The 22,288-nt window shown below is 63.8% G+C and carries 25 protein-coding genes; 19 read left to right on the forward strand and 6 right to left on the reverse strand.

Annotation, left to right across the window (positions count from 1 at the left end):
* The first annotated feature begins 365 nt into the window (after positions 1-365).
* The gene (locus F3H96_RS05880) at positions 366-1,076 is read left to right on the forward strand and encodes a helix-turn-helix transcriptional regulator (RefSeq protein ID WP_149790985.1); all 711 of its coding nucleotides are present in this window, start codon (positions 366-368) and stop codon (positions 1,074-1,076) included.
* Positions 1,073-1,843 carry a helix-turn-helix transcriptional regulator gene (locus F3H96_RS05885; protein ID WP_149790986.1) on the forward strand — a complete coding sequence of 257 codons (771 nt, stop codon included), beginning with the start codon at positions 1,073-1,075 and terminating at the stop codon, positions 1,841-1,843. Before F3H96_RS05880 ends, F3H96_RS05885 begins: the two co-directional genes overlap by 4 nt.
* A gap of 165 nt (positions 1,844-2,008) precedes the next feature.
* Here F3H96_RS05885 and F3H96_RS05890 read toward each other — a convergent pair whose 3' ends face one another.
* From F3H96_RS05890 to motA, 6 genes are all read right to left on the reverse strand, one after another.
* Positions 2,009-2,443, reverse strand: a complete 435-nt coding sequence (locus F3H96_RS05890) for a hypothetical protein (protein WP_149790987.1) — start codon at positions 2,441-2,443, stop codon at positions 2,009-2,011.
* Positions 2,444-2,460: 17 nt separating this feature from the next.
* Positions 2,461-3,543 carry a flagellar biosynthesis protein FlhB gene (flhB, locus tag F3H96_RS05895; RefSeq protein ID WP_149790988.1) on the reverse strand — a complete coding sequence of 361 codons (1,083 nt, stop codon included), beginning with the start codon at positions 3,541-3,543 and terminating at the stop codon, positions 2,461-2,463.
* 24 nt (positions 3,544-3,567) lie between these two features.
* Complete coding sequence (locus tag F3H96_RS05900) at positions 3,568-4,590, reverse strand: flagellar motor switch protein FliG (protein ID WP_149790989.1); 1,023 nt, start codon at positions 4,588-4,590, stop codon at positions 3,568-3,570.
* A 34-nt stretch (positions 4,591-4,624) separates the two neighbouring features.
* Positions 4,625-5,005, reverse strand: coding sequence for a flagellar motor switch protein FliN (fliN, locus tag F3H96_RS05905; protein ID WP_149790990.1), 381 nt, complete (start codon positions 5,003-5,005; stop codon positions 4,625-4,627).
* A gap of 30 nt (positions 5,006-5,035) precedes the next feature.
* Complete coding sequence (locus tag F3H96_RS05910) at positions 5,036-5,935, reverse strand: FliM/FliN family flagellar motor switch protein (RefSeq protein WP_244619915.1); 900 nt, start codon at positions 5,933-5,935, stop codon at positions 5,036-5,038.
* A 70-nt stretch (positions 5,936-6,005) separates the two neighbouring features.
* A complete protein-coding gene (gene motA / locus F3H96_RS05915) occupies positions 6,006-6,881 on the reverse strand; it encodes a flagellar motor stator protein MotA (protein WP_112096303.1) in 876 nt (291 codons plus the stop codon).
* 147 nt (positions 6,882-7,028) lie between these two features.
* Here motA and F3H96_RS05920 point away from each other — a divergent pair, with 147 nt between their 5' ends.
* The 17 genes from F3H96_RS05920 (at position 7,029) to fliF (ending at position 22,285) form a co-directional block, all read left to right on the forward strand.
* Complete coding sequence (locus tag F3H96_RS05920; RefSeq protein ID WP_149790992.1) at positions 7,029-8,840, forward strand: DUF1217 domain-containing protein; 1,812 nt, start codon at positions 7,029-7,031, stop codon at positions 8,838-8,840.
* Between the two features lie 7 nt (positions 8,841-8,847).
* The gene (flgF, locus tag F3H96_RS05925; protein WP_149790993.1) at positions 8,848-9,570 is read left to right on the forward strand and encodes a flagellar basal-body rod protein FlgF; all 723 of its coding nucleotides are present in this window, start codon (positions 8,848-8,850) and stop codon (positions 9,568-9,570) included.
* A gap of 4 nt (positions 9,571-9,574) precedes the next feature.
* Positions 9,575-10,981 carry a flagellar protein export ATPase FliI gene (gene fliI / locus F3H96_RS05930; protein ID WP_149790994.1) on the forward strand — a complete coding sequence of 469 codons (1,407 nt, stop codon included), beginning with the start codon at positions 9,575-9,577 and terminating at the stop codon, positions 10,979-10,981.
* Entirely contained in the window at positions 10,962-11,747 is a 786-nt protein-coding gene (locus F3H96_RS05935) for a hypothetical protein (RefSeq protein WP_149790995.1), read from the forward strand. Before fliI ends, F3H96_RS05935 begins: the two co-directional genes overlap by 20 nt.
* Positions 11,748-11,833: 86 nt before the next feature.
* Entirely contained in the window at positions 11,834-12,214 is a 381-nt protein-coding gene (gene flgB, locus F3H96_RS05940) for a flagellar basal body rod protein FlgB (RefSeq protein ID WP_149790996.1), read from the forward strand.
* Positions 12,215-12,216: 2 nt separating this feature from the next.
* Entirely contained in the window at positions 12,217-12,633 is a 417-nt protein-coding gene (flgC, locus tag F3H96_RS05945; protein WP_149790997.1) for a flagellar basal body rod protein FlgC, read from the forward strand.
* Positions 12,633-12,962, forward strand: coding sequence for a flagellar hook-basal body complex protein FliE (locus F3H96_RS05950; RefSeq protein WP_149790998.1), 330 nt, complete (start codon positions 12,633-12,635; stop codon positions 12,960-12,962). The genes flgC and F3H96_RS05950 overlap by 1 nt, the downstream gene beginning before the upstream one ends.
* 9 nt (positions 12,963-12,971) lie before the next feature.
* Positions 12,972-13,760, forward strand: a complete 789-nt coding sequence (gene flgG / locus F3H96_RS05955) for a flagellar basal-body rod protein FlgG (RefSeq protein WP_149790999.1) — start codon at positions 12,972-12,974, stop codon at positions 13,758-13,760.
* 6 nt (positions 13,761-13,766) lie between these two features.
* Positions 13,767-14,291, forward strand: a complete 525-nt coding sequence (gene flgA / locus F3H96_RS05960; protein WP_149791000.1) for a flagellar basal body P-ring formation chaperone FlgA — start codon at positions 13,767-13,769, stop codon at positions 14,289-14,291.
* Between the two features lie 149 nt (positions 14,292-14,440).
* The gene (locus F3H96_RS05965; RefSeq protein ID WP_244619925.1) at positions 14,441-15,529 is read left to right on the forward strand and encodes a flagellar basal body P-ring protein FlgI; all 1,089 of its coding nucleotides are present in this window, start codon (positions 14,441-14,443) and stop codon (positions 15,527-15,529) included.
* Positions 15,530-15,537: 8 nt separating this feature from the next.
* Entirely contained in the window at positions 15,538-16,143 is a 606-nt protein-coding gene (locus tag F3H96_RS05970) for a MotE family protein (RefSeq protein WP_149791002.1), read from the forward strand.
* Positions 16,140-16,844, forward strand: coding sequence for a flagellar basal body L-ring protein FlgH (flgH, locus tag F3H96_RS05975; RefSeq protein WP_149791003.1), 705 nt, complete (start codon positions 16,140-16,142; stop codon positions 16,842-16,844). The genes F3H96_RS05970 and flgH overlap by 4 nt, the downstream gene beginning before the upstream one ends.
* A gap of 18 nt (positions 16,845-16,862) precedes the next feature.
* On the forward strand, positions 16,863-17,357 hold the full coding sequence (locus F3H96_RS05980) for a flagellar basal body-associated FliL family protein (RefSeq protein WP_149791004.1): 495 nt from the start codon (positions 16,863-16,865) through the stop codon (positions 17,355-17,357).
* A complete protein-coding gene (gene fliP / locus F3H96_RS05985; protein ID WP_095766375.1) occupies positions 17,354-18,085 on the forward strand; it encodes a flagellar type III secretion system pore protein FliP in 732 nt (243 codons plus the stop codon). The genes F3H96_RS05980 and fliP overlap by 4 nt, the downstream gene beginning before the upstream one ends.
* Before the next feature lie 314 nt (positions 18,086-18,399).
* Positions 18,400-19,329: a flagellin gene (locus F3H96_RS05990; RefSeq protein ID WP_149791005.1), complete on the forward strand. Its 930-nt coding sequence runs from the start codon at positions 18,400-18,402 to the stop codon at positions 19,327-19,329.
* 242 nt (positions 19,330-19,571) lie between these two features.
* On the forward strand, positions 19,572-20,498 hold the full coding sequence (locus tag F3H96_RS05995; protein ID WP_149791006.1) for a flagellin: 927 nt from the start codon (positions 19,572-19,574) through the stop codon (positions 20,496-20,498).
* A gap of 128 nt (positions 20,499-20,626) precedes the next feature.
* Entirely contained in the window at positions 20,627-22,285 is a 1,659-nt protein-coding gene (fliF, locus tag F3H96_RS06000) for a flagellar basal-body MS-ring/collar protein FliF (RefSeq protein ID WP_149791007.1), read from the forward strand.
* Positions 22,286-22,288: the final 3 nt, after the last annotated feature.

Genomic DNA, 22,288 nt, shown 5'->3' on the forward strand with positions numbered 1-22,288 from the left:
ATCAACGGTTCAATTCTACGTCGAAATCATCGCCGGCAACGCGAAGACGGGCCGCTGAGTCGCGGCGCGAGTCCGTTAGATTCAATTTTGTCAAATCGCGTTTGATGTCGGATTCATCTGCGGGTAGATTAGACCCGAATCAGCCGGTCCATGGGGGGCGCGGCGACCACCCAAAGTCTCAAGTTCCGGCGCCAGGCCGGTACCAGACGCGGACGGTTTCGCGTTCCCTAGAGGGATTCGGCGCGGTTGGGCGCCGTTCGCGCCCGTGGGTGTGTCTTCGTAAACGTGACGCGTTTCGGGTCCGGCCGTTGGCTTCGCCAGCACCGGGCACAAGGATCGATTCCGGCAAGAATCCAACAATACAAATGAGCAGTCCCGCCGCGCTTCTCCAACCCGATGCTTCAGGCTCGCGCCTGACGTCGCGCGGCGATCTGACCAGTTTCTTCATGCAGCTTGCCGCCGATATCGGCGCCGACAGCTACATGCTGGTCGCCATCGTGCATGACCAGGATCGCAACGATGCGCGCATCGTTTCCTCGAACTGGATCTTCGATGCCATCGAGCTGATCGGCAAAAGGCTGATCGCCAACCTGGCGCTGGGTCCCTTGACCGTGGCTCCCGGGGTCCGCCCAAGCCCGTTGGTGGCGGCGCACGCACCTGACGCAGGTGCATTGCTGACCGGCGAAGAAGCCCGCCTGCTCGACGTGCTCGGTCACGCCGAAATCTATTCGTTGCGGCTCAATGTCGGCCGGCAGCGCCTGTTCGTGCTGTTCTCGGCCGCCGAGGCGGACAAGATCGATCTGACCGCCCTGATGAAGGCGCAGCTCAAATGCTGCTATGCGCTTTCCAGTATTCCGCAGCTGATCGCGGCGGCATCCATGCAGGATCCGCTGTCGGACCGCGAGCGCGAATGCCTGTTCTGGGTTTCGGAAGGCAAGACCACCGACGAGGTGGCCCTCATCCTCGGCGTCTCGTCGAACACCGTCAACAGCTACATCACGCACGCCATCCAGAAGTTCGCGGCCAGCAACCGCGCGATGGCGATCGCGACGGCGATCAGGAGCGGCATCATTTGAAGCACGCACAGGTCAAAGAGGCCGCCGCGGCCCTTTTCAACGATCAGCGCAATCCGTTCGGCGCCTTCTCGCTCGGCTCGGAGACCCATCACGCGGTCACCATTCCGGATGCCGTGCGGCGTTGCCGCTGGATCGCGGTCGATATCAACGCCTCGGCCTTCGGCCTCTATTTCGTCAGCCCCTCGCCCGAGCGCGCGCGCCTGGTCGCGTGTTTCGATTCCGACTACCCCGGCACCGCGGTCGCGACCAAATTCATCTCCGGCGCCAATGGCGAGGACGTGGTGCGCCACAGCCGCATCTCGACGGCGCCGCGCTGGTGGGCCGACGACGGCAACGCGGGGTCGCGACAGATCTTCCAGTCGCTCGCCTGGGCCGAGCCGACCGCGCCGCTGGCGCCAGGCACCAACGGCATCGCCCTTCCCGTGCATGCCGATCGCGGTCAATGCGGGCTGGTCGTCTTCCTGGGGTCGGAGATCGCGCTGTCCGACGACACGCTCTGCGAGATCCACGCCCGCTCTTTCGCGCTTTTCGCGGCGGTCGCCCGCATCCGCCCCAGCGACACCGGCCGGATGCGCTCGATCTCCAAGCGCGAGCTCGAATGCCTGAAACTGACCGCCAACGGCAACACCAGCGAAGAGATCGCGAAACTCCTGAAACTGTCGGTGCATACCGCCAACCAGTATCTCACCCAATCGACGCAGAAGCTCAACGCGGTCAACCGCAACCAGGCCGTCGCCAAGGCTTTGCGGCTCGGCCTGATCGAATAACAGCGCTAATGCATCGCCCAAAGTGCGCAGCGGTTTTGGGAGAACGACATGCATCAAAACAGAGACTTAAAGCGCGGCGCCTGAATCCGTTTTCGCGCGATGCACTTTAGAGCAATCCAGGAACTACTCCAGCGTGGCGCTTTGAACGTTTCGGGGCCGCTGTAATCAAAAAGCGAGCGGCTCGGTCCGGCGGATACGCGCCTCTTCGGTCGCGTCCTCGAGCAAGGCCGTGTTGTGCTCGGGCGTCTCGCCGGGCTTCTCGAACGACACGTAGTTGACCACCACGGACGCCCCGTCCTCGGTCAGCGTCAGCTGGAAATAGACCGTGACGCCACGCGGCCGCAATTCCAGATCGAGCACGATGCGCGGGTTGCCGCTCCAGTCGACATGCGCCTCGCCGCCATGGCCGAGCCTGAGCGTGCCCGGCCGGAAGTAAAGCTCGGCGGCCGAATCCACCAGGTCCGACAGGCAGGCGAAATGCTCGAGCCGGATGAAGGCGATATAATCGGCAACGTCGATGAGCCTCAATTCGCCCACCACAGGCTCGATGGCGCTGGCGACGATCAGCTCGCGGGAGTTGGCGTGTGGTTGCCGGTCCATGGATTAGCGGCGTCCGTTCATTGGGTTGCTTTGCGCGCGGCCTTCTTCGAGTAGACGATCCGCACCAACTCGGCGACCGCCTGGTAGAATTGCGACGGGATCACGCTATCAACTGAAACTTGCTTGTACATGGAGCGCGCAAGCGCCACGTCCTCGAAGATCGGGATATTGTTCTCCCTGGCGATCTCGCGGATCTTGAGCGCCACCAGATCCTGTCCCTTTGCCAGCACGATCGGAGCGGAATCCTCCTCGCGCACATATTTCAGCGCGATCGAATAGTGCGTCGGATTGGCGATCACCAGCGTCGCGCGCGGCACCGCCGTCATCATGCGTCTGCGCGCCCGGTCGCGCGCTAGCGAGCGCAGCCGCGACTTGACGATCGGATCGCCTTCCGACTGCTTCATCTCGTCCTTGACCTCCTGCTTGGTCATGCGCAGGTCGCGCCGCCAGTGGAACCGCGACCAGACGATGTCGACCACCGCGATCAGCCCCATGACGAAGACGATCGCCACCAATATGTCGACGAAGATGCCGCGTATGACCAAGCCAAAGGAGACTGGGTTGGTGATCATGCCGGCGAGCAGCTTGCGATGGTCTTGCGAGAGCGTGAAGGTCAGGACAGCAATCGCGAAGCCGAGCTTGGCCAGCGACTTCAGGAATTCGACCCATCCCTGCATGCCGAACATGCGGCTCCAGCCCTTGACGATCGAGATGCGCGACAGCTGCGGCCTGATCCGTTCGCCGACGATTTGCGGCATGTTCTGGAAAATCGAGGCGCCGATGCCGGCGACCGTCAGCAACACCAGCAGGCTGACGACAGCGCGGCCGATCTCGGCCATCACCTGCTGATAAAGCGAGATGACATCGGTCTCGCTGTCCATCGGCCAGGCTTCCGGCTTTTCCAGGAACGTCGACAGAAACATGCCGAGATCGACAACCGCGTCCTTGGCGTAGAAGACCGCGAAGACCAGTATGGCGAGGAAGGACGCAAAGATCGCGGTCTCACGCGAATGGGGCAGCTTGCCCTGCTCGATCGTGTCGCGGATCTTCTTTTCTGTGGCTTCCTCGGTTTTGGATTCTTTGTCGACGGCTTCAGCCATGGCGTCCTGACCGGGCGATTATCGTCAGGCGGCTTCGGCGGTGGCGATCTGCGTCGAAGGCAGTGCGAAAGCCCCTTCGCGCGACAGCCGGATGGCGGCGACCGATATGCTCTTGCGTGCCGCCATGATGTCGGCAAGCGCAATGCCTTCCGATCCTTGTCCGAGTTCGGATTCGATCATGCGGCGAGAGCGCGCGCCGATCGCCGATAGCGCCGATTCGGCGAGTTCCGGCGCGGCGCCGCGCAGCGCCAGCGTGACGAGCTCCGTCGAAAGCCCGTCGAACAGCAGAACCCGGGCTTTCTGCGGCAGCAGCGGCAGATCGTCGAAGGCGAACAGCCGCGACCTGACGCCGGCGAGATCGGGCGTGCCGGCTTCTTCCAGGTCCTGCATGAGGTCGTCCAGTTCCGGCTTCGCCATTTCGTTGAGCACGCTGGCGACGCGTTCCTGGCCGGCCGAGGTGTCCCTGCTCGTCTTCTGCGACAGGACGGTTGCGCGCAGCTGGTTCTCGACGATGCGGGATGCCGCGTCCGGAATGCTCGCCATCGTCACCATGCGCTTGATGATCTGGCTGCGCATCGGCTTCTCCATGGTGAGCAGCACATTGGCCGCTATCTGTGGCGCGAGCTTCGACAAAACCATGGCCGACGTCTGTGGATGCTCGCTGGCGAGGAAGGTGCCAAGCCGTGCCGGCTCGAGCTTCTCGAGATCCGGCCATATCGGCGCAGGTCCTTCCGAAACCGGCTCGAACTTCTTGTCGCCCATGATGGCGCTCATCTCCTCGGGCGACAGCGATTCGTTGAGGATCGTATCCATCCGATCGGCTGAATCGAGCAGGCCCGCACCCTCGGTGAACTCGGCTTCGAACTCGGCGACGATGCGCTCCAGATCGGCCTGCGGAATCGTGCGCAACAGGCGCGCGCCCTCGATGAGCGCTTTGAGTTCATCCTGCTTGAAGAATTTGAGCAGCCGGCTGGCCGCAGGCTTGCCCATGGCCACCAGAATGGCCGCCGCCTTTTGCGGGCGCGTGAGCGCCAATGCCGTCGTCATGCCTGTTGCCCTCGCTGCCGCCCGCTCGCCATCCTCAGGCGCTCCTTGCCGCGGCGATGATCTCGGTGAGCTTGATGCCGAACCGCGTCGGATCGCTTTCCAGCACGGTGATCTCGCCGCGCGCGATCTTGCGGCCGTTGACCACCACGTCGACGGGCTCGCCTATGCGGCGATTGAGGGCGACCGTGGAGCCCTTCTGCAATGCCATCAGCTCCGACACCGGCATCTCCGTGCTGCCGAGGATGATCTGCACGTCGACCGGAATGGTCATGATGATCGAGGAATTGGCACCCGACTGAAGGGCGGCATCCGGGCGATTTTCCTCTTCCCGCAGCACGCCGCGCAGTTCCTCGATGGCGCGGTCAAGTTGTTCGTCGGGCTGGTCGGGTTCGGCTTCCACCTTGGTTTTTGCCATCTGTCGTCTCCATGAATCCTGGGCCTGGCGTCAGCCCGGCATCAGTCCGTCGATGAAATCCTGCCCGGCATCATGCGGGTGGCTGATGCGGACGGTGTAGTTCTGCCCCAGCTTGCCGAACGCGCAGACAAACAGTGTTTTGTCGCGAGCGCTGAGCTTGGCGTTGAGCTGCGCGTTCTCCTCGAATTCGATCACCTGGCCGGGTTCGAACGCGGCGAGGTCGCCGAGCGTCAGCCTGGCGAGCGGCATCGTCGCCTCGAGCCGGACGGTCGAGCGCATCACCTCTTCGGAGAAGCGGGCCCGCCAGCCGAATGCGTCGGCCTCGCCTTCGTCGGTCTTGGCGGTCGCGCCACGTGTCGACAGAAGAATGCGCTGTGGAATCATGACCGTGATCGTTCCGGTATCGGTCGGCGTGGAGACGCCGAATACGATGCGGACCGCGGCGCCGTCGCGCAGCACGCGACGCCTTGCCTCGCCGCCCGACGTTGCCCTCAACACCGGCAGACGCAAATCCAGGGAGCGTCTGCCGGATCCGTTGAGCGCCGTCGCGACTTCCTGGAACACGGTGGTCGCGACGTCGGCTTCGATCTGCGACAGGTCGCGCTCGATCGGCGCCACCGGCTGGTCGGGGTCGCCGCCGAACAGCGCGCTCACCATCACGGCGACCGCTTGCGCATCCATCACCAGCGTCATGGCGTCGGCCGAGGTCGGCGAGCCGACAATGGTCAGCGCGAAAGCGTCGCCGGCGCGCGCGCGCGCCTCGGGAACGCGGCTGACTTCCACCGCCTGCAGATCGACCGTAACCGGCGCGCCGAGCTCGCCTGCAAGCGCCTTCTGCAGCAGCGGCAGCGCCCGCTCGGCCATGCCGCGCCCGACGCCGATCACCTGCGCTGCCTCGCCGCTGTCGCCGACGAGACGCTCGATGATCAAGGCCCGGGTTTGCGAAGGACTGGCGGGACTTGTCATGACGGCAAGCGGCCCTGTCTGAGATACCGCATGCTCAGGCCGCCTTCTTCTCGGCGGCGCCGGCATTCATGGTGCTCTGCTCCACGGCATCGATCGTCGGACGCTCGTAGGAGGATATGGTCTTGCGGCCGAACTCGATCGCCACCTGCGGCAAGGCGCCGTTCATGTACGCAAGCAGCGTCTGCTTGACGATGATGTAAAGGCGGTTCTTCTTTTCGCGCACCGTCTTGATCTTGGTGGCGACCGGGCCGACCACGGCATAGGATAGGAAGATGCCAAGGAAGGTGCCGACGAGTGCCGCACCGATCAGGCCGCCGAGGATTTCCGGCGACTGGTCCAGCGCGCCCATAGCCTTCACGACGCCGAGCACGGCCGCGACGATGCCGAGCGCCGGCAGGCCATCGCCGACCGCGACCATTGCGTGATAGGCCTTCAGCTTGTCGGTGCGGATCGTCTGGATCTCTTCGTCCATCAGCGCCTCGATCTCATGCGAGCGGGCATTGCCGATGATGATGATGCGGCAGTAGTCGCAGATGAAGTTCGTAAGATCGTGGTTCTTCAGCACCGTCGGGAAAGCCTGGAAGATGGCTGACTCTTCCGGATTGTCGATATGCGCCTCGACCTCGCTGCGCGACTTGGAGCGCAATTCGCGCATCAGGCTGTGCAGCACGCCCAGTGTCTCGAGGTAGTCGCGCTCCTTCGGCACGGCCTGCTTGAAGGCCTCGAGAATGCCCTTGCCGGTGTCCTTGACCGTCTTCATCGGGTTGGCGACGAGGAAGGTGCCGAGCGCGGCGCCGCAGATCACCACGGCTTCCCATGGCTGCAGCAACACATGCAGATGGCCGCCCATGGCCATGAAGCCGCCGAGGACGCAGCCGAGCGTCACCACAAGTCCGATCAGAATGCCCACGACAGGTCCTTCCGCATGTCACGTCGTGGATCAGGGATATCCTTCGTGCCTTGTGTGAGGCTTGAATCGAAGGCAGCGGACGCGATTCAGCTTCGCGCAAGGAAGTGACGCTATTGTTCTGGAATAGCTTCGGCCGGAGGCGCGTCCTTGCTCGATACCTACACCAGCTATCAGTTGATTGCCAAAGACATCACCAAATCGATCGATCGCATCGAGCAACAGCCAACGGTCGATCGCGAGACCCAATATTATCTGGCCAACATCACCAAGGTGAAATCGATCGACGATTTCGTCAACAACGACCGCCTGTTCAAATACGCCATGAAGGCCTACGGGCTGGAGGACATGGACTACGCCAAGGCCTTCATGGTCAAGGCGCTCAAGGAAGGTGTTTCCGATCCGGACAGTTTCGCCAACAAGCTGACCGACAAGCGCTACGCCCAGTTCGTCAGCGCTTTCAATTTCGCCGCCAACGGCGCCGATACAACCGTCTACAATAAGGCGCAACAACTGGTGACCAACAATTACGCGCTGCAGGTCCAGATCGGCGCCGCGCAGGCGGGGCTCTCCTACTACCAGAGCGAAACCGCCTATTACGTCACCAACATCTCCAAGGTTAAATCGATCGATGACCTGATGGGGGACAGCCGCCTGCTGACATATGCGATGGCCGCATTCGGGCTCGACGCCCAAACCGAACCGGCAGCGACCGTCAAGGCGATGCTTGAAGGCGGCGTCAGCGATCCCAACAGTCCCGCCAACAAGCTGACCGACAAGAGCTACGCTAACTTCGTCTCCGCCTTCAACTTCGCCCAGTATGGCGATCAGACGACCGCACGCGACGATGTCCAGCTGGCGGTGCCGAATGCCTACGTGGCCGGAGCCGGATTGACGTCGATCAAGCCTAGCGCCGACTACATCAAGGGCGAGGCCGATTATTACGCGGCAAACATTTCCAAGGTGAAATCGATCGACGACCTCATGGCGAACAAGCGCCTGCTCACCTTCGCCATGGCTTCCTACGGACTGGATGCGTCGTCCGAAACGCCACTGCAGATCCGCACCATGCTCGAGGGCGGTGTCAGCGACCCCAACAGCCCGGCGAACAAGCTGACCGATAAGCGCTACGCCAACTTCGTCACGGCCTTCAACTTTGCCCAGTATGGCGATCAGACCACGTCGCGCGACGCGGTGCAGAAAGACACGCCGAAGATTTATACGACAGGGTCGACGCTTGGCCTGATCCCGCCCAATGCAGACTACATCAAGTCGGAGACTGCGTACTACCTGGCGAACGTCACGAACGTGAAATCCATCGACGATCTGATGGCCAACAGCCGGTTGTACAATTACGCCCTCTCCGCTTATGGGCTCGATCCGTCCAAGCAGAGCAAGGATCTCATCCGCAGTGTCCTCACCGGCGGCATTCGCGACCCCGACAGTGTCGCCAACAAGATGACCAACAAGGCTTATGCCGGGCTCGCCGCCGCCTTCAACTTCGAGCAGTACGGCGAAGCGGCCACCACCATCAATCCGGCGCAGCAGCCGACCATCGACAAATACATGCGCCAGACGCTGGAGGAGGATGCCGGCCAGACCAACGAGGGCGTCCGGCTGGCGCTCTATTTCCAGCGCAAGGCGCCCGACATCACCAGCTGGTACGACGTGCTGGCCGACACCGCGCTCGCCAGCGTCGTGCGTACCGCGCTCGGCCTGCCCGATTCCTTCGCCACCGCCGATATCGACAAGCAGGCGCAGTTGTTCGAGCAGAAGCTCGACATCGCGGATTTCACCGACCCCGCAAAACTCGGCAAGTTCCTGACCCGTTTCACCAGCATGTACGAGATCAACCACCCGACCTCGACGGCCGTGACGTCGGTCAGCGTGCTCTTCGCGCAGCCGACCGCTGTCGGCATCTCCACCGACCTGATGATGGCCATGCAGCAGCTGAAGTCCTGAGAAGATTATGCCGGACAGTCTTTACGTCGCCCTCTCCTCGCAGATCGCGCTCGAGCGTCGTCTCGACACCATTGCCGACAACGTCGCCAATGCCTCGACCATCGGCTTTCGCGCCACCGGCGTGAAGTTCGAGGACGTCGTCTCCGGCACGGGTCCCAAGTCGGTTTCCTTCGCCTCCTCCGGCAAGACCTATCTTTCGGGCGCGCATGGAGCGATGTCCGAAACCGGCAACCCGTTCGACTTCGCCGTCCAGGGGGACGCCTGGTTCGCCATCGACACGCCCGCCGGCATGGTGATGACGCGCGACGGCCGGTTCTCCATGAACGAGAACGGCGAATTGATGTCGATCGAAGGTTATCCGGTGCTGGACGGAGGCGGCGCGCCGATCCAGCTCGATCCGCGCAACGGCCCGCCCAAGGCAGGCGCGGACGGCTCGCTCAGGCAGAACGATCAGTTGGTCGGAGCCATCGGCCTCTACAATTTCGACCCCGGCGACAATTTTGTCCGCTATGGCAATTCAGGCATCGTTCCGGCGCGCACTCCCGAACCCGTCGCCGATCGTTCCGACATCGGTGTCGCGCAGGGATTTCTGGAAGAGTCGAACGTCAACCCGGTTCTGGAAATGACCCGGTTGATCCAGGTTCAGCGTGCTTTCGAGAACACGGCGGCGCTGATGCGGCAGACCGATTCCTCCACCGACGATGCAATCAAGACGCTCGGCTCGAAGTGACGGCATGACGACCGGTCCGTCCCTGTTGCGCGCTTCCGAGAGCCCGGCGGATACCGGACGGACGGACAGGCTGGCCGCGCTCGAACGCGTCTGCCGGCGGTTCGACGATCCGCAGGTGCTGCTGTCGCGCGGCGGCCGCATCGCCGAGATATCGCCGACGCATTACAGGGTTCGGGGCTTGTCCGGAATTGCCAGGCTCGGCGACATCGTGGAGCAGCGCGGCAAGGCCGGCGCCCGACGCGGCGAGATCATCAAGATCGGCAGCGACGAGGTGGTGGTCGCGCCCTTCGAGCGCAGCGCCGATGCCGGCATCGGCGACGCCGTCTTCCGCCGTGGCCCGCTCGCGGTCGCGCCGCATCTCTCCTGGCGCGGGCGCGCCATCGACGCCTTGACGCGCGCCATCGACGGCGGCCCGCCGCTGATCAGGTCCAATGCGGCAGGCGCCGCGGACCGCGTGACGCCCGGCGCCCTGTCGCGCCAGCGCGTCGGCACCGGCTTCCTCACCGGCGTCAGGGTGATCGACATCTTCACGCCGCTCTGCTTCGGCCAGCGGCTCGGCATCTTCGCCGGTTCCGGCGTCGGCAAGTCGACTCTGCTTGCAATGCTCGCCGGCGCCGAGGCCTTCGATACCGTGGTCGTGGTGCTGATCGGCGAGCGCGGCCGCGAGGTGCGTGAGTTCCTCGAGGATACGATCGGCGCCGAGAGCATGGCCAAGACCGTCGCCGTCGTCGCCACCAGCGACGAAAGCGCCATGATGCGCCGGCGCGCGCCCGACACCGCCATGTGCGTGGCCGAGCATTTCCGCGACCAGGGTCATCGTGTGCTGCTGGTACTGGATTCCATCACCCGCTTTGCGCACGCGCTGCGCGAGGTCGCGACGGGAACCGGCGAGCCGCCGGTTGCGCGCGGCTATCCGGCCTCGGTCTTCACCGACCTGCCGAAGCTGCTCGAGCGGGCCGGTCCGGGCGCCGAGGGAAAGGGTTCCATCACCGCCATCATTTCCGTGCTGGTCGACGGCGACGATCACAACGATCCGGTGGCCGATTCGGTGCGCGGCATCCTCGACGGCCACGTCGTGCTCGACCGCGCGCTTGCCGAGCAGGGTCGCTACCCGCCGGTCAATCCGCTGTCGTCGATCTCGCGCCTTGCCGACAAGGCCTGGAGCGCGGAGCAGCGCATGCTGGTGACAAAGCTGAAGTCGATGATCGCGCGCTTCGAGGATACGCGCGACATCCGTCTGCTGGGTGCCTACCAAAGCGGCGCCGATGCCGAGCTCGACGTCGCGGTGCGCCAGGTGCCGCTGATTTACGAGGCGCTCACCCAATCGCCGAGGGACCGCGCATCGGCCGATCCGTTCGCCGACCTCGCCCGCCATCTCAAGGGGAAGCTGAATGGCGATCAAGGAGACTGAGCTCCAATACACCGAGCGCATGTTGCGCGAGATGCTTGCCGAGGCCGAGGCGGCGGAGAAGGCCCTGGCCGATGAAGCAAGGGTCGCCAGGAGCAAAGCCGCGCGCGCCAAGACGGAGAAGGCGACGGCGCTGTTGAGGAGCAGCTCCAGGCCGCGACCGCCCGGGACATCGGCCGGGACCGCCGACGTGGCGCAAGCCAGCCGCGATTCGTTGCTCGACGGACTTTTTCCCCGCGCCGAGTGGCCGCAGCCGCCAAAAGCCCAGTTCCCGCGCCTCGTCGACAGGAGCTCCGACCGCCGCAGCGATGTCGTCATCGCCGCGCTCGGCATTACGCTCGGCCTGATCTGCGCATTGTTTCCCTGGTACATCTTCTTCAACCAGGAGCAGTTCGGCGTTCAGGCCATCAAATTCGGCGGCAGCGGCAGCAATTCCGGACGCGAGGGCGGTGGCATTGTCGCCCAACGCAGTGGACCGCTGACGGCCAAGGACATTCCCAATGCCGATATCGACCTGCTTGCCACCGGGACGGTGCAGGACGATCCCGCGCCGCCACCCGGCGACCAGCCCTTCCCGGCCGCCCCTTCCGAATTCAAGATGGTGCATGTCGCTAATGGCCGCGCCATGATCGAGGACGATACCGGTCTGTGGCTCGTCCAGCGTGGCTCGGTGCTACCCGATTCCAGCCGCGTCGCCTCGATCGAGCAGCGCGGCGGCAAGTGGGTGATCGTCACCAGCACCGAAAAGGTGATCCAGCTCTCGAAGTAACAGCACCGGGCGCAGTAGCCCGACCCGCGCAAGGTCCGCGCAAGACTGGCCGCCTAGTCTTGTGCTCACTTGCCCGGGAGATTCCCATGGAACCCGTAAACCTTTTTGATCTCGCCACGCGGCAGTCGCAATGGCTGGCCGTGCGCCAGTCGGCGATTGCCTCCAACATCGCCAACGCCAACACGCCGGGCTACACGGCCAATGATGTCGAGCCGTTCGAGAAGGTCCTCGACCGGACCGCGGTGACGCTTGCCGCCACCCAGGCGGGCCATCTTGGCGCCGAAACGGCCAATGCCGGCTTCAACGTCAAGCCGGAGGAGGCCACCGGTTCGATCATGCCGTCGAAGAACACCGTGGTACTCGAGCAGGAGTTGATGAAGGCCGGCGAGGTCCGCCGCTCTTTCGAGCTCAACACGGCGATCGTCAAGGCTTTCCATTCGATGATGACGATGGTGGTGAAGAGCTGACCATGGACGCGCTGACAGCAGCCCTCAAAGTCGCGGCATCCGGCCTTGGCGCCCAGTCGGAGCGGCTGCGCGTGGTCTCGGAGAACCTCGCCAACGCCCAGTCGACCGGCAACACCCCCGGCGCCGATCCCTATCGTCGCAAGACGATCACCTTCCAGTCCGAGGTCGACCGCGCCACCGGCGGCTCGCTGGTGGAAGTCAGTTCGATCGCCCGCGATCCGTCGGATTTCCCGATCGAATTCCAGCCCGGCAACGAGGCCGCCAATGACAAAGGGTACGTCAAGATGCCCAACGTCAACACGTTGGTCGAAATGGCCGACATGAGCGAGGCGAACCGCTCCTATGAAGCCAACCTGCAGGTCATCAAGCAGGCTCGCGATCTGATTTCCATGACCATCGACCTGATGAGGAACCAGTAATGATCGGCGGTATCGGGGCAATACAATTCAAAACGGCGGTCGATGGAGCGGAGTCGGCGTCACCGGGTCTGCTGCAGGGCGGCGTCGGAACGCAGGCCAGCGAAAGCGTCGGCAGCACCTTCGCCGAAGTTCTCAGCCATGCCGCGACGAAGACCGTCAACACGCTGCAAGGCGCCGAACAGATGTCGATACAGGCCCTGAAGGGCGATGCCGATACGCGCCAGGTTGTCGATGCGGTGCTGAGCGCCCAGCAGGCGCTGCAAACGACCATCGCCATCCGCGACAAGGTCGTCTCGGCCTATCTCGAAATCAGTCGCATGAATATCTAGGACGGCATCATGAAAGCGCTCGCCATCGCCGCCACCGGCATGAACGCCCAGCAGACGAATCTGGAAGTCATCGCCAACAACATCGCCAACATCAACACTACCGGTTATAAGCGGGCGCGGGCCGAATTCTCCGACCTGCTCTATCAGGTCGACCGCACTCAAGGGGTGCCCAACCGCTCCAACACCTCGCTGGTGCCGGAAGGCGTCTCGATCGGCCTCGGCGTCAAGACGACGGCGGTGCGCAACGTCCACACGCAAGGCGAACTGACCAGCACCGGCAACAGCTTCGACCTGGCGCTGACCGGCAGGGGCTGGTTCCAGATCGAGGGTGCCGACGGCGGCACGCTCTACACCCGCGCCGGCGCCTTCAACACCAACGCCACCGGCCAGTTGGTGACCGTCGACGGCGCCAGCGTCATTCCGGCGATTACCGTGCCGACCAACGCCGTGGAGGTGATCGTCAACAAGACCGGCCAGGTCTTTGCCCGCATCGACGGCCAGACCGACCTTCAGCTGCTCGGCCAACTCCAGATCGTCAACTTCGCCAACGAGGCGGGCCTGGCGCCGCTCGGCGACAACCTCTTCCAGGAAACCTCGGCTTCGGGTCCGGCCAATGTCGGCGTTCCGGGCGATCCTGGCTTCGCCACCATCCAGCAAGGCTATCTGGAATCATCCAACGTCGATCCGGTGAAGGAAATCACCGAGCTGATCTCGGCGCAGCGCGCTTACGAAATGAACTCCAAGGTCATCCAGGCCGCCGACGACATGGCCTCGGTGGTCTCCAAGAACATCAGATAACGGACGATGGCGATGCCGATCTCCTGCCAAGCATTCCGCCGCGCCGCGCTGGCCATCGCGCTGATGGCCGGCGGCATGCCGGCGTTTGCGCAGGAGACCTCCGGTCACTCGGCAACCGAGATCGCCGCCGGCCGGGCTGTCGGCGAGGCCGTGCTGATCCCCAACCGGGTCATCTATCCCGGCGAGACCATCGAGCCCGCTGCGCTCAAGCAGGTGACGCTAATCCCCGGCAAGCACAAGCCGGATGGCATGGCGACCAGCTCCGAGGAACTCGCGGGCAAGGTCGCCAAGCGCACGCTGCTGCCCGGCCGCTACATTCCCGTCGCCGCCGTCCGCGACGCCTGGCTGGTCGAGCAGGGAGCTTCCGTGCAGGTCTATTTCACCGCCGGCGCGCTGACCATTTCGGCGGCCGGCGTCACGCTGCAGCCGGGTGCTGCCGGCGACCAGATCAAGATCCGCAACATCGACAGCGGCAAGATCATTTCCGGCACGGTCATGGCCGACGGCACCATCAAGGTCGGCGCTTCGTGATGCGCGTGCTTGTCCTTCTGCTGAGCGCCGCCATCGGCCTTCAACCAGCATTGGCGGATGGGCTGACGCCCAAGGCCAAGCGCGAGCTGGCCCAGAAAAACGGCGGCGTCTACGACGACCCCGAATACGATCCTGCCACCACCCAGCGCATGTTTCGCGTTTCCACCGGGCCAAGCACCTTGCCGCCGGGCCAGGTCGCCGCGCGCATCAAGGACATCGCCCAGCTGCAGAGCGCGCGCGACAACCAGCTGGTCGGCTACGGCCTGGTCATCGGCCTCGCCGGCACCGGCGACAGCCTGCGCAACTCGCCCTTCACCGAACAATCGATCCGCGCCATGCTGGAGAACCTCGGCATCGCCACCGAAGGCGGCAGCGCGCGAGCCAAGAACGTGGCCGCGGTCATCGTCACCGCCAACATGCCGCCCTTCGTCCAGTCGGGCAGCCGCATCGACATCGACGTCTCCTCGATGGGCGATGCCACCTCGCTTGCCGGCGGCACGCTGGTGATGACGCCGTTGAAGGCGGCCGATGGCGAGATCTATGCCGTCGGTCAAGGCTCGGTGATCGTCGGCGGCTTCACCGCCCAAGGCCAGGCCGAGCAGCTGACGCAAGGCGTGCCGACCGCCGGCCGTGTGCCCAACGGCGCCATCGTCGAGCGCTCGGTGCCGGCCGAGTTCGATGATCAGAGCGTGCTGACGCTGCAACTGCGCAATCCCGATTTCTCGACCGCCATCCGCATCGCCGATGCCGTCAACGACTACACCTCGCAACGCTTCGGCGTGCGGGTCGCCGCGGAGCGCGATGCCCGTACCGTGCAGATCAGGCGACCGAAGAATGTCTCCGCGGCACGCTTCTATGCCGAGATCGAAAATCTGGTCGTCGAGTCGGACGCCCCTGCCCGCGTCGTCATCGACGAGCGTACCGGAACCATCGTCATCGGCAGCAATGTCAGGATCTCGCGCGTGGCGATCAGCCATGGCACCCTCACCGTGCGGATCACCGAAGCGCCGAAGGTGGTCCAGCCGGAGCCCTTCTCCAGGGGCCGGACCGCGATCGAGCCTTTCACCGCCATCGAAGCGAGCCGGCCCGACGCGCGCGTTGCCGTGCTCGACGGCCCCGACCTCGAGACGCTCGTTTCAGGCCTCAACCGCCTCGGCGTGAAGCCCGACGGCATCATCGCCATCCTTCAGGGCATCAAATCGGCCGGCGCCCTGCAGGCCGACCTGGTTCTCCAATAGGCAAGCCGATGACCGCACTTCTCTCCCCCAAGACACGCCGCCTCCTCACGATGATGGCCGCCGCGGCGACTGCCGCGTATCTTGGCAGCGCAACTGTCGGCGCGGAGGAAGTTCGGCAGGTTCTGCCCGGCGGACAGGCGCCGCTCGAGTCGGCCCAGTTTTCACGCGTGAAGGAGCCTGTTCAGCCGGCTGCGGTCGCAGGCGAAAAGGCGCCTGACGAAAGCGAGATCCAGCGCTTCTGCTCCAACATCGCGGACGCCGCGCGCGACCGTCGCTACGCCCTTCAGGCCGAGGAATTGAAGCAGCTGCAGGCCGGTATCGACGAGCGCATGAAAGCGCTGGAGGCAAAGCGGGCCGAATACGAAGAATGGCTGAAACGCCGCGAAGTGTTCCTGGCGCGCGCGGAGGACGGCGTCGTCAAGATCTATGCCGGCATGAAGCCGGACGCCGCCGCCGAACGGCTGGCAATGGTCAATGCCGAGCTTGCGGCGGCCATTTTGATGAAGCTCGATTCGCGCAAGGCCGGCGTCATCCTGAACGAAATGGACCAGAAGGCGGCGGCGACGCTCACCGGCATCATGGCCAGCGCGGCGCGAAGGGTTGATCCGTCATGAAGTTGAAGGTGCTCGTTCTGGTCTCTGCCGCGGCGCTGTCCGGCTGCGGGACCAATTTCAAGGAAATCGGCAGGGAGCCCGCTCTGTCGCCGGTTGGTTCCGGTATCGGCGAAGGCGGTCCCGGCCCTTACAGCTACCCCGAGCCGCCGGCGGCGCGGCCCAGGAAATTCTCGCTGTGGGATGACCGCCAGAGCCGGCTCTTCACCGATCCGCGCGCGCTGCGCGCCGGCGACATCCTGACCGTCAACATCAAGCTCAACGACAAAGCCAACTTCAAGAACCAGAACGACAGGAGCCGCACAGCTGCCCGCAAGCTCGGCTATGACGTCACGCTCGGATGGGACGGCAGAAGCACCAGCGGCAAGGGCGACGCCGGCTTGAGCTCCAGCACCGAGACCAACGCCGACGGCGAGATCAAGCGCTCGGAAAACCTCGAACTCAACGTCGCGGCTGTCGTCACCGATGTCCTGCCCAACGGCAATCTGATGATCAGGGGCTCGCAGGAGGTCCGTGTCAACTACGAGCTTCGGGTCCTCACCATCGCCGGCATGGTGCGTCCGTCCGACATCGGCGCGGAGAACACCATCCCCTATGAGCGCATCGCCGAGGCACGCATCTCCTATGGCGGCCGTGGCCGCGTGAGCGAGGTCCAGCAGCCGGCCTATGGCCAGCAGATCCTCGATCAGGTTCTTCCTTTCTAGGGCCGGGAGAGCGAAGCCGTGGCGAATGTCGAGCAGGCACAGCCCAGGAAGGGCCCTTCACTGGTGATCCAGCTCGCCATGCTGCTGGTCGTGACGGCTGCCGCCGTTGGCATGGGCTGGGTGTCCGGCGGCTATCTCAAGCAAGGCGAAACACCGGCGCCGGTGCCCGCGGCGTTGGAAAACGGCGGCACCGCGGAAAAGTCTGCCGAAGCTGGCAAACAGGCCGTCGGGCCGACGCTGGTTCAGCTGGCGCCGATAACCACCAATCTCGCATCGCCGTCGGAGGTCTGGATCCGGCTGGAGGCATCGCTGCTCTACGATGCTCCCCAACCGCCGGAGATGACCGAGCAGATCCACCAGGATCTGCTGGCTTACGTGCGCACGATCAAGCTGCATCAGATCGAAGGCGCCAGCGGCTACCAGCATCTCAAGGCCGATCTCGACGAGCGCGCGGCGCTGCGCAGCGGCGGCCACGTCAAACAGGTTCTCGTCAGGACGATGCTGCTCGAATGAGAAAGTTCCTCATAGCCACGGCGCTCATCGTCGTCACCACGTCCGTCGCGGCGGCCCAGCAGCTCGATCTTGGCGGCATCGGCAAGGCCGACGGCACCACCGTCGGCTATCTGATCCAGATGTTCGGCCTGCTCACCGTGCTTTCGGTGGCGCCGGGGCTTCTCATCATGGTGACGAGCTTCACCCGCTTCGTCATCGCCTTCTCGATCCTGCGCGCCGGGATCGGCCTGCAGTCGACGCCGGCCAACCTGATCCTGATCTCGCTGTCGCTGTTCATGACCTTCTATGTCATGGCGCCGACTTTCGACCAGGCCTGGAATACCGGCGTGAAGCCGCTGATGGACAACCAGATTACCCAGGGCGAGGCGTTCGAGAAGATCTCCGGCCCGTTCCGCGACTTCATGCTGCACAATGTGCGCGACAAGGATTTCGACCTCTTCGCCGACCTCGCCCGCGAGCGCGGCCAGACCGTCTCGCGCGAGACCGTCGACCTGCGCATCCTGGTGCCTGCGTTCATGATCTCGGAAATCCGGCGCGGCTTCGAGATCGGCTTCCTCATCGTTTTGCCGTTCCTCGTCATCGACCTGATCGTCGCCACCGTCACCATGGCCATGGGCATGATGATGCTGCCGCCGACGGTCGTATCGCTGCCGTTCAAGATCCTGTTCTTCGTGCTGATCGACGGCTGGAACCTTCTGGTTGGCAGCCTGGTGCGCTCCTTCACGTAGAGCGTTCCCCGTTTCGCGGCAACGGCGAACCGCTCTACTTTCTTCCATTGACGCAATTCCGGACGGAAAACCGTTTGACACTTTTCCTGGAATTGCTCTGACGCCGCAAAAGACCCAGCGCCATGCTGGCTCGAATTTTAGGCAATATATTTTCGATTAACCCTGCGATTTAGCTGTTTGGTAGGGACTGGCCCGCATATTGCTCGCAGATGGCGGGTGATCGGGTTTCAGAGATCATTGGCATGATGCCGCACCGTCATACCGGACATGCCGGTATGTCAAAAAAATCCGTGTAAAAATAAGGTACGAGTACCATGGCCAGTATCATGACCAATTCCGCCGCGCTGACCGCGCTGCAGAGCCTGAACAACACCAACAAGCAGCTCGAGACCACCCAGGCCCGCATTTCCACCGGCTATCGTGTCGCGACCGCTTCCGACAACGCCGCCTACTGGTCGATCGCGACGACCATGCGCTCCGACAACAAGGCGAACTCGGTCGTGCAGGATGCGCTTGGCCTCGGCGCCGGCAAGGTCGACACCGCCTACACCGCGATGAACTCCGCCATCGACGTCGTCGATCAGATCAAGCAGAAGGTTCTGCTGGCCAAGACTTCCAGCGCGGACGATCGTGCGAAGATCCAAAGCGAAATCGCGTCCCTTCAGGCGCAGCTCACGGACAACATCGGCGGCGCTAACTATGCCGGCTCGAACCTGCTGCAGACCGACTCCTCGTCGACGACCAGCACGAAGCTGACGGTCATGACCTCCTACAACCGCGACTCGACGGGCAAGGTGACCACGGGCACGCTCGATGTCCTTTTTTCCAAAACGCGCCTCGTAGACTCGATCACCGGCACCAAAACCGGCGCGCTCGACAAAACGTTCACCACGACCGGTGCCGGCGCCGCCACGGTCTCGATCCTGACTCTGGACGTGTCGACGGCAACCCTGGACAGCACGGATTTCGATGACCTGATGACCGGCGTGGAAGCTGGCCTCAAATCCATGGCCAGTGGCGCGGCCGAACTCGGCGCTGCCAAGTCGCGCATCGATATGCAGAAGAGCTTCCTGTCGAACCTCTCCGACTCGATCGACAAGGGTGTCGGCGCTCTGGTCGACGCCGACATGAACAAGGAATCGACCCGCCTGCAGGCCCTCCAGGTCCAGCAGCAGCTCGGCGTCCAGGCGCTGTCGATCGCCAACGGCTCGTCGCAGTCGATCCTGTCGCTCTTCCGCGGCTGATCGTTCACCGCCAACGAGATATTTCGCATCGGGCCGCGCCGCCAGCGCGGCCCGATTTTCATTGTCAAGACGTTACCGTTTTCCGTTTTCAAGGCAGGTTTTAACGTGCCATTAACCATGGCGCGGTAGGTATGGTTAACCAATCGCTATGACGGGCAGACCAGTTGGTCTACAGGCGTGAAGCCCCCGCCGAAGGTTGACCGACGTGCGCGACGCATATCTGCTTTGAGAAGGGGTGTATCTTGGCAAGCATCATGACCAACGCTGCGGCGCTGACTGCGCTTCAGAGTCTCAACGCCACCAACAAGTCTCTTGAAGAGACGCAGGGCCGCATCTCCACCGGCTACCGCGTCGCTCAAGCCAGCGACAACGCCGCCTACTGGTCCATCGCCACGACAATGCGCTCCGACAACAAGGCGAACTCTGTCGTGCAGGATGCGCTCGGCCTCGGCGCCGGCAAGGTCGACACCGCCTATACCGCGATGAACGGCGCGATCGACGCTGTAGAAAAAATCAAGGACAAGGTGCTGCTCGCCAAGACCTCAAGCCCGGAGGATCGGGCCAAAATCCAGAGCGAGATCGCGACATACCAGGCCCAGCTTGTCGACAGTGTCAGCGGCAGCAGCTATGCCGGCGCGAATCTCCTGCAGACCGACTCTGCGGCGACCGTGACCAAATTGACGGTGATCTCGTCGTACAATCGCGATTCCACCGGCAAGGTCACGACTGGCTCGATCGACATTGCGTACGCCAACATACGGCTGATCGACACGAACGCCACTCCAACCGGGGTACTCGACAAGAACGGCACAGCGTCCACCAAGTCGATCCTGAATATCGACGTCACAAATCTAACCGGAGTCACCGGCACGAGCGAATCCCAACAGTTCGACAACCTGCTAACGGACGTCGAAAAGGCGCTGGGCCTGATGGCGGATGCCGCGGCGGAATTAGGCGCCGCCAAGTCGCGCATCGACACTCAGAAGAGCTTCCTGTCGAACCTCTCCGACGCCATCGACAAGGGCGTCGGCCAACTCGTCGACGCCGACATGAACAAGGAATCGACCCGCCTGCAGGCGCTTCAGGTGCAGCAACAGCTCGGCATCCAGGCGCTCTCCATTGCCAACAGCAATTCGCAATCGATTCTGTCGCTGTTTAAGAACGGTTAAGCGCCCGATCCCCGCTGACCCCAAAAGGCCGCGCCTCGGACGCGGCCTTTTCGTTTCCGCCTATCATCCTCGCACAAGCTTCACGGTCTAGTCTTCCGACGGACAGTCATGCTGGGAGCGGTTGAATCGTGCCGGAACAGATCCAGAGCATCATCGCGAATTTGAAGAGTTTCGGCGTGAGGCGTCTGGCGCTCATGGGCGGCATCGCCGCCCTGGTCATGGCCGTCATCGGCATCGCCTCCGTCTATCTCAACCGCCCGGCCTACGAGACGCTCTATATCGGCCTGGAGCGTTCCGACGTGAACCAGATCGGCCTGGTTCTAGCCGATGCCGGTATCGGCTTCGATGTCGGCTCCGACGGAACCTCGGTGCTGGTGCCGGCCGGCACCACCGCGCAGGCGCGCATGCTGCTTGCCGAGAAGGGCCTGCCGACCAGCGCCAATGCCGGCTACGAGCTATTCGACAATGTCGGCTCGCTCGGCCTCACGTCGTTCATGCAGCAGATCACCCGCGTGCGCGCGCTGGAAGGCGAGATCGCGCGCACCATCCAGTCGATTTCCGGCGTCAAGGCGGCGCGCGTTCACATCGTCATGTCCGAGCGTGCCAATTTCCGCCGCGACGAGCAGCAGCCTTCCGCTTCGGTGGTCATCCGCTATGCCGGCAACGACGCCGAAAAGAGCGCCATGTCGATCCGCCACCTCGTCGCCGCCGCCGTTCCGGGCCTCTCGGCCGATAAGGTCACCGTGCTCGATTCCAACGGCAATTTGCTGGCCACCGGCGACGACCCCTCCAACACCAGCGCCGCGCGCACGCTCGGCGTCGAGCAGACGGTCGAAGCGCAGATCGGCGACAACATCCGCCGCGCGCTTACCCCTTATCTCGGTCCCGACAATTTCCGCGCCAGCGTCAAGGCCGACGTCAACACCGACACGCGCCAGACCGAGGAGACGATCTTCGACCCGAACTCACGCGTCGAGCGTTCGGTGCAATCGGTGAAGACCAACGAGGCCAGCAACCAGAAGCAGGCCTCGACTCCGACCAGCGTCGAGCAGAACCTACCCGAGACCCAGACGACGACCACCGAGGGGCCGCAGTCCACTTCGCAGAACGACCGCAAGGAAGAGATCACCAATTACGAGATCAACTCCAAGAAGATCGCCACCGTCTCCAACGGCTACACGGTCAACAAGATGTCCATCGCCGTCGTCATCAACCAGGATCGGCTGAAGACCATCCTCGGCAAGGACGCCACGCCGGAGCAGATCGCCAAGCGCGTCGCCGATATCCAGAAGATGGTGGCCTCGGCGACCGGTTTCGACGACAAGCGAGGCGATATCATCGACGTGTCGGCGGTCGAGTTCATCAACGGCCTCGACGGCGAGCCGATCGATCAGCCGGGCATCCTCGCCTCGATCGGCACCTATACCGGCACGCTGATCAACGCCGGCGCCTTCATCGTCGTCGTTTTCCTGGTGGCCTTCTTCGGCCTGAAGCCGATGGCCACGGCGCTGACGGCATCGGCAAAACCCGCGGCCCTCGCCGGCCCAAGCTTCGACGACGTGCAGCGCTCGCTGCCGACCCCCGATGCACCGATGGCCGCGATCACCGCCGAGACCCCCGCTGGCGGCCTGCCCGGCGCGCGCGCCGGCGCAACGCCGCTCGATGATCTGCGCCAGAAAATCCGTCCGGCGCCGCAGGAGCGGCTTGCCCGCATGGTCGACCTCAACGAGGAGCGCACCGCGCAGATTCTGCGCAAATGGGCCGCCGCCCCGGAAGCCGTGGGTTAGGTC

It is taken from the genome of Mesorhizobium sp. NFR06, assembly GCF_900115245.1.
Classification (GTDB): domain Bacteria; phylum Pseudomonadota; class Alphaproteobacteria; order Rhizobiales; family Rhizobiaceae; genus Mesorhizobium.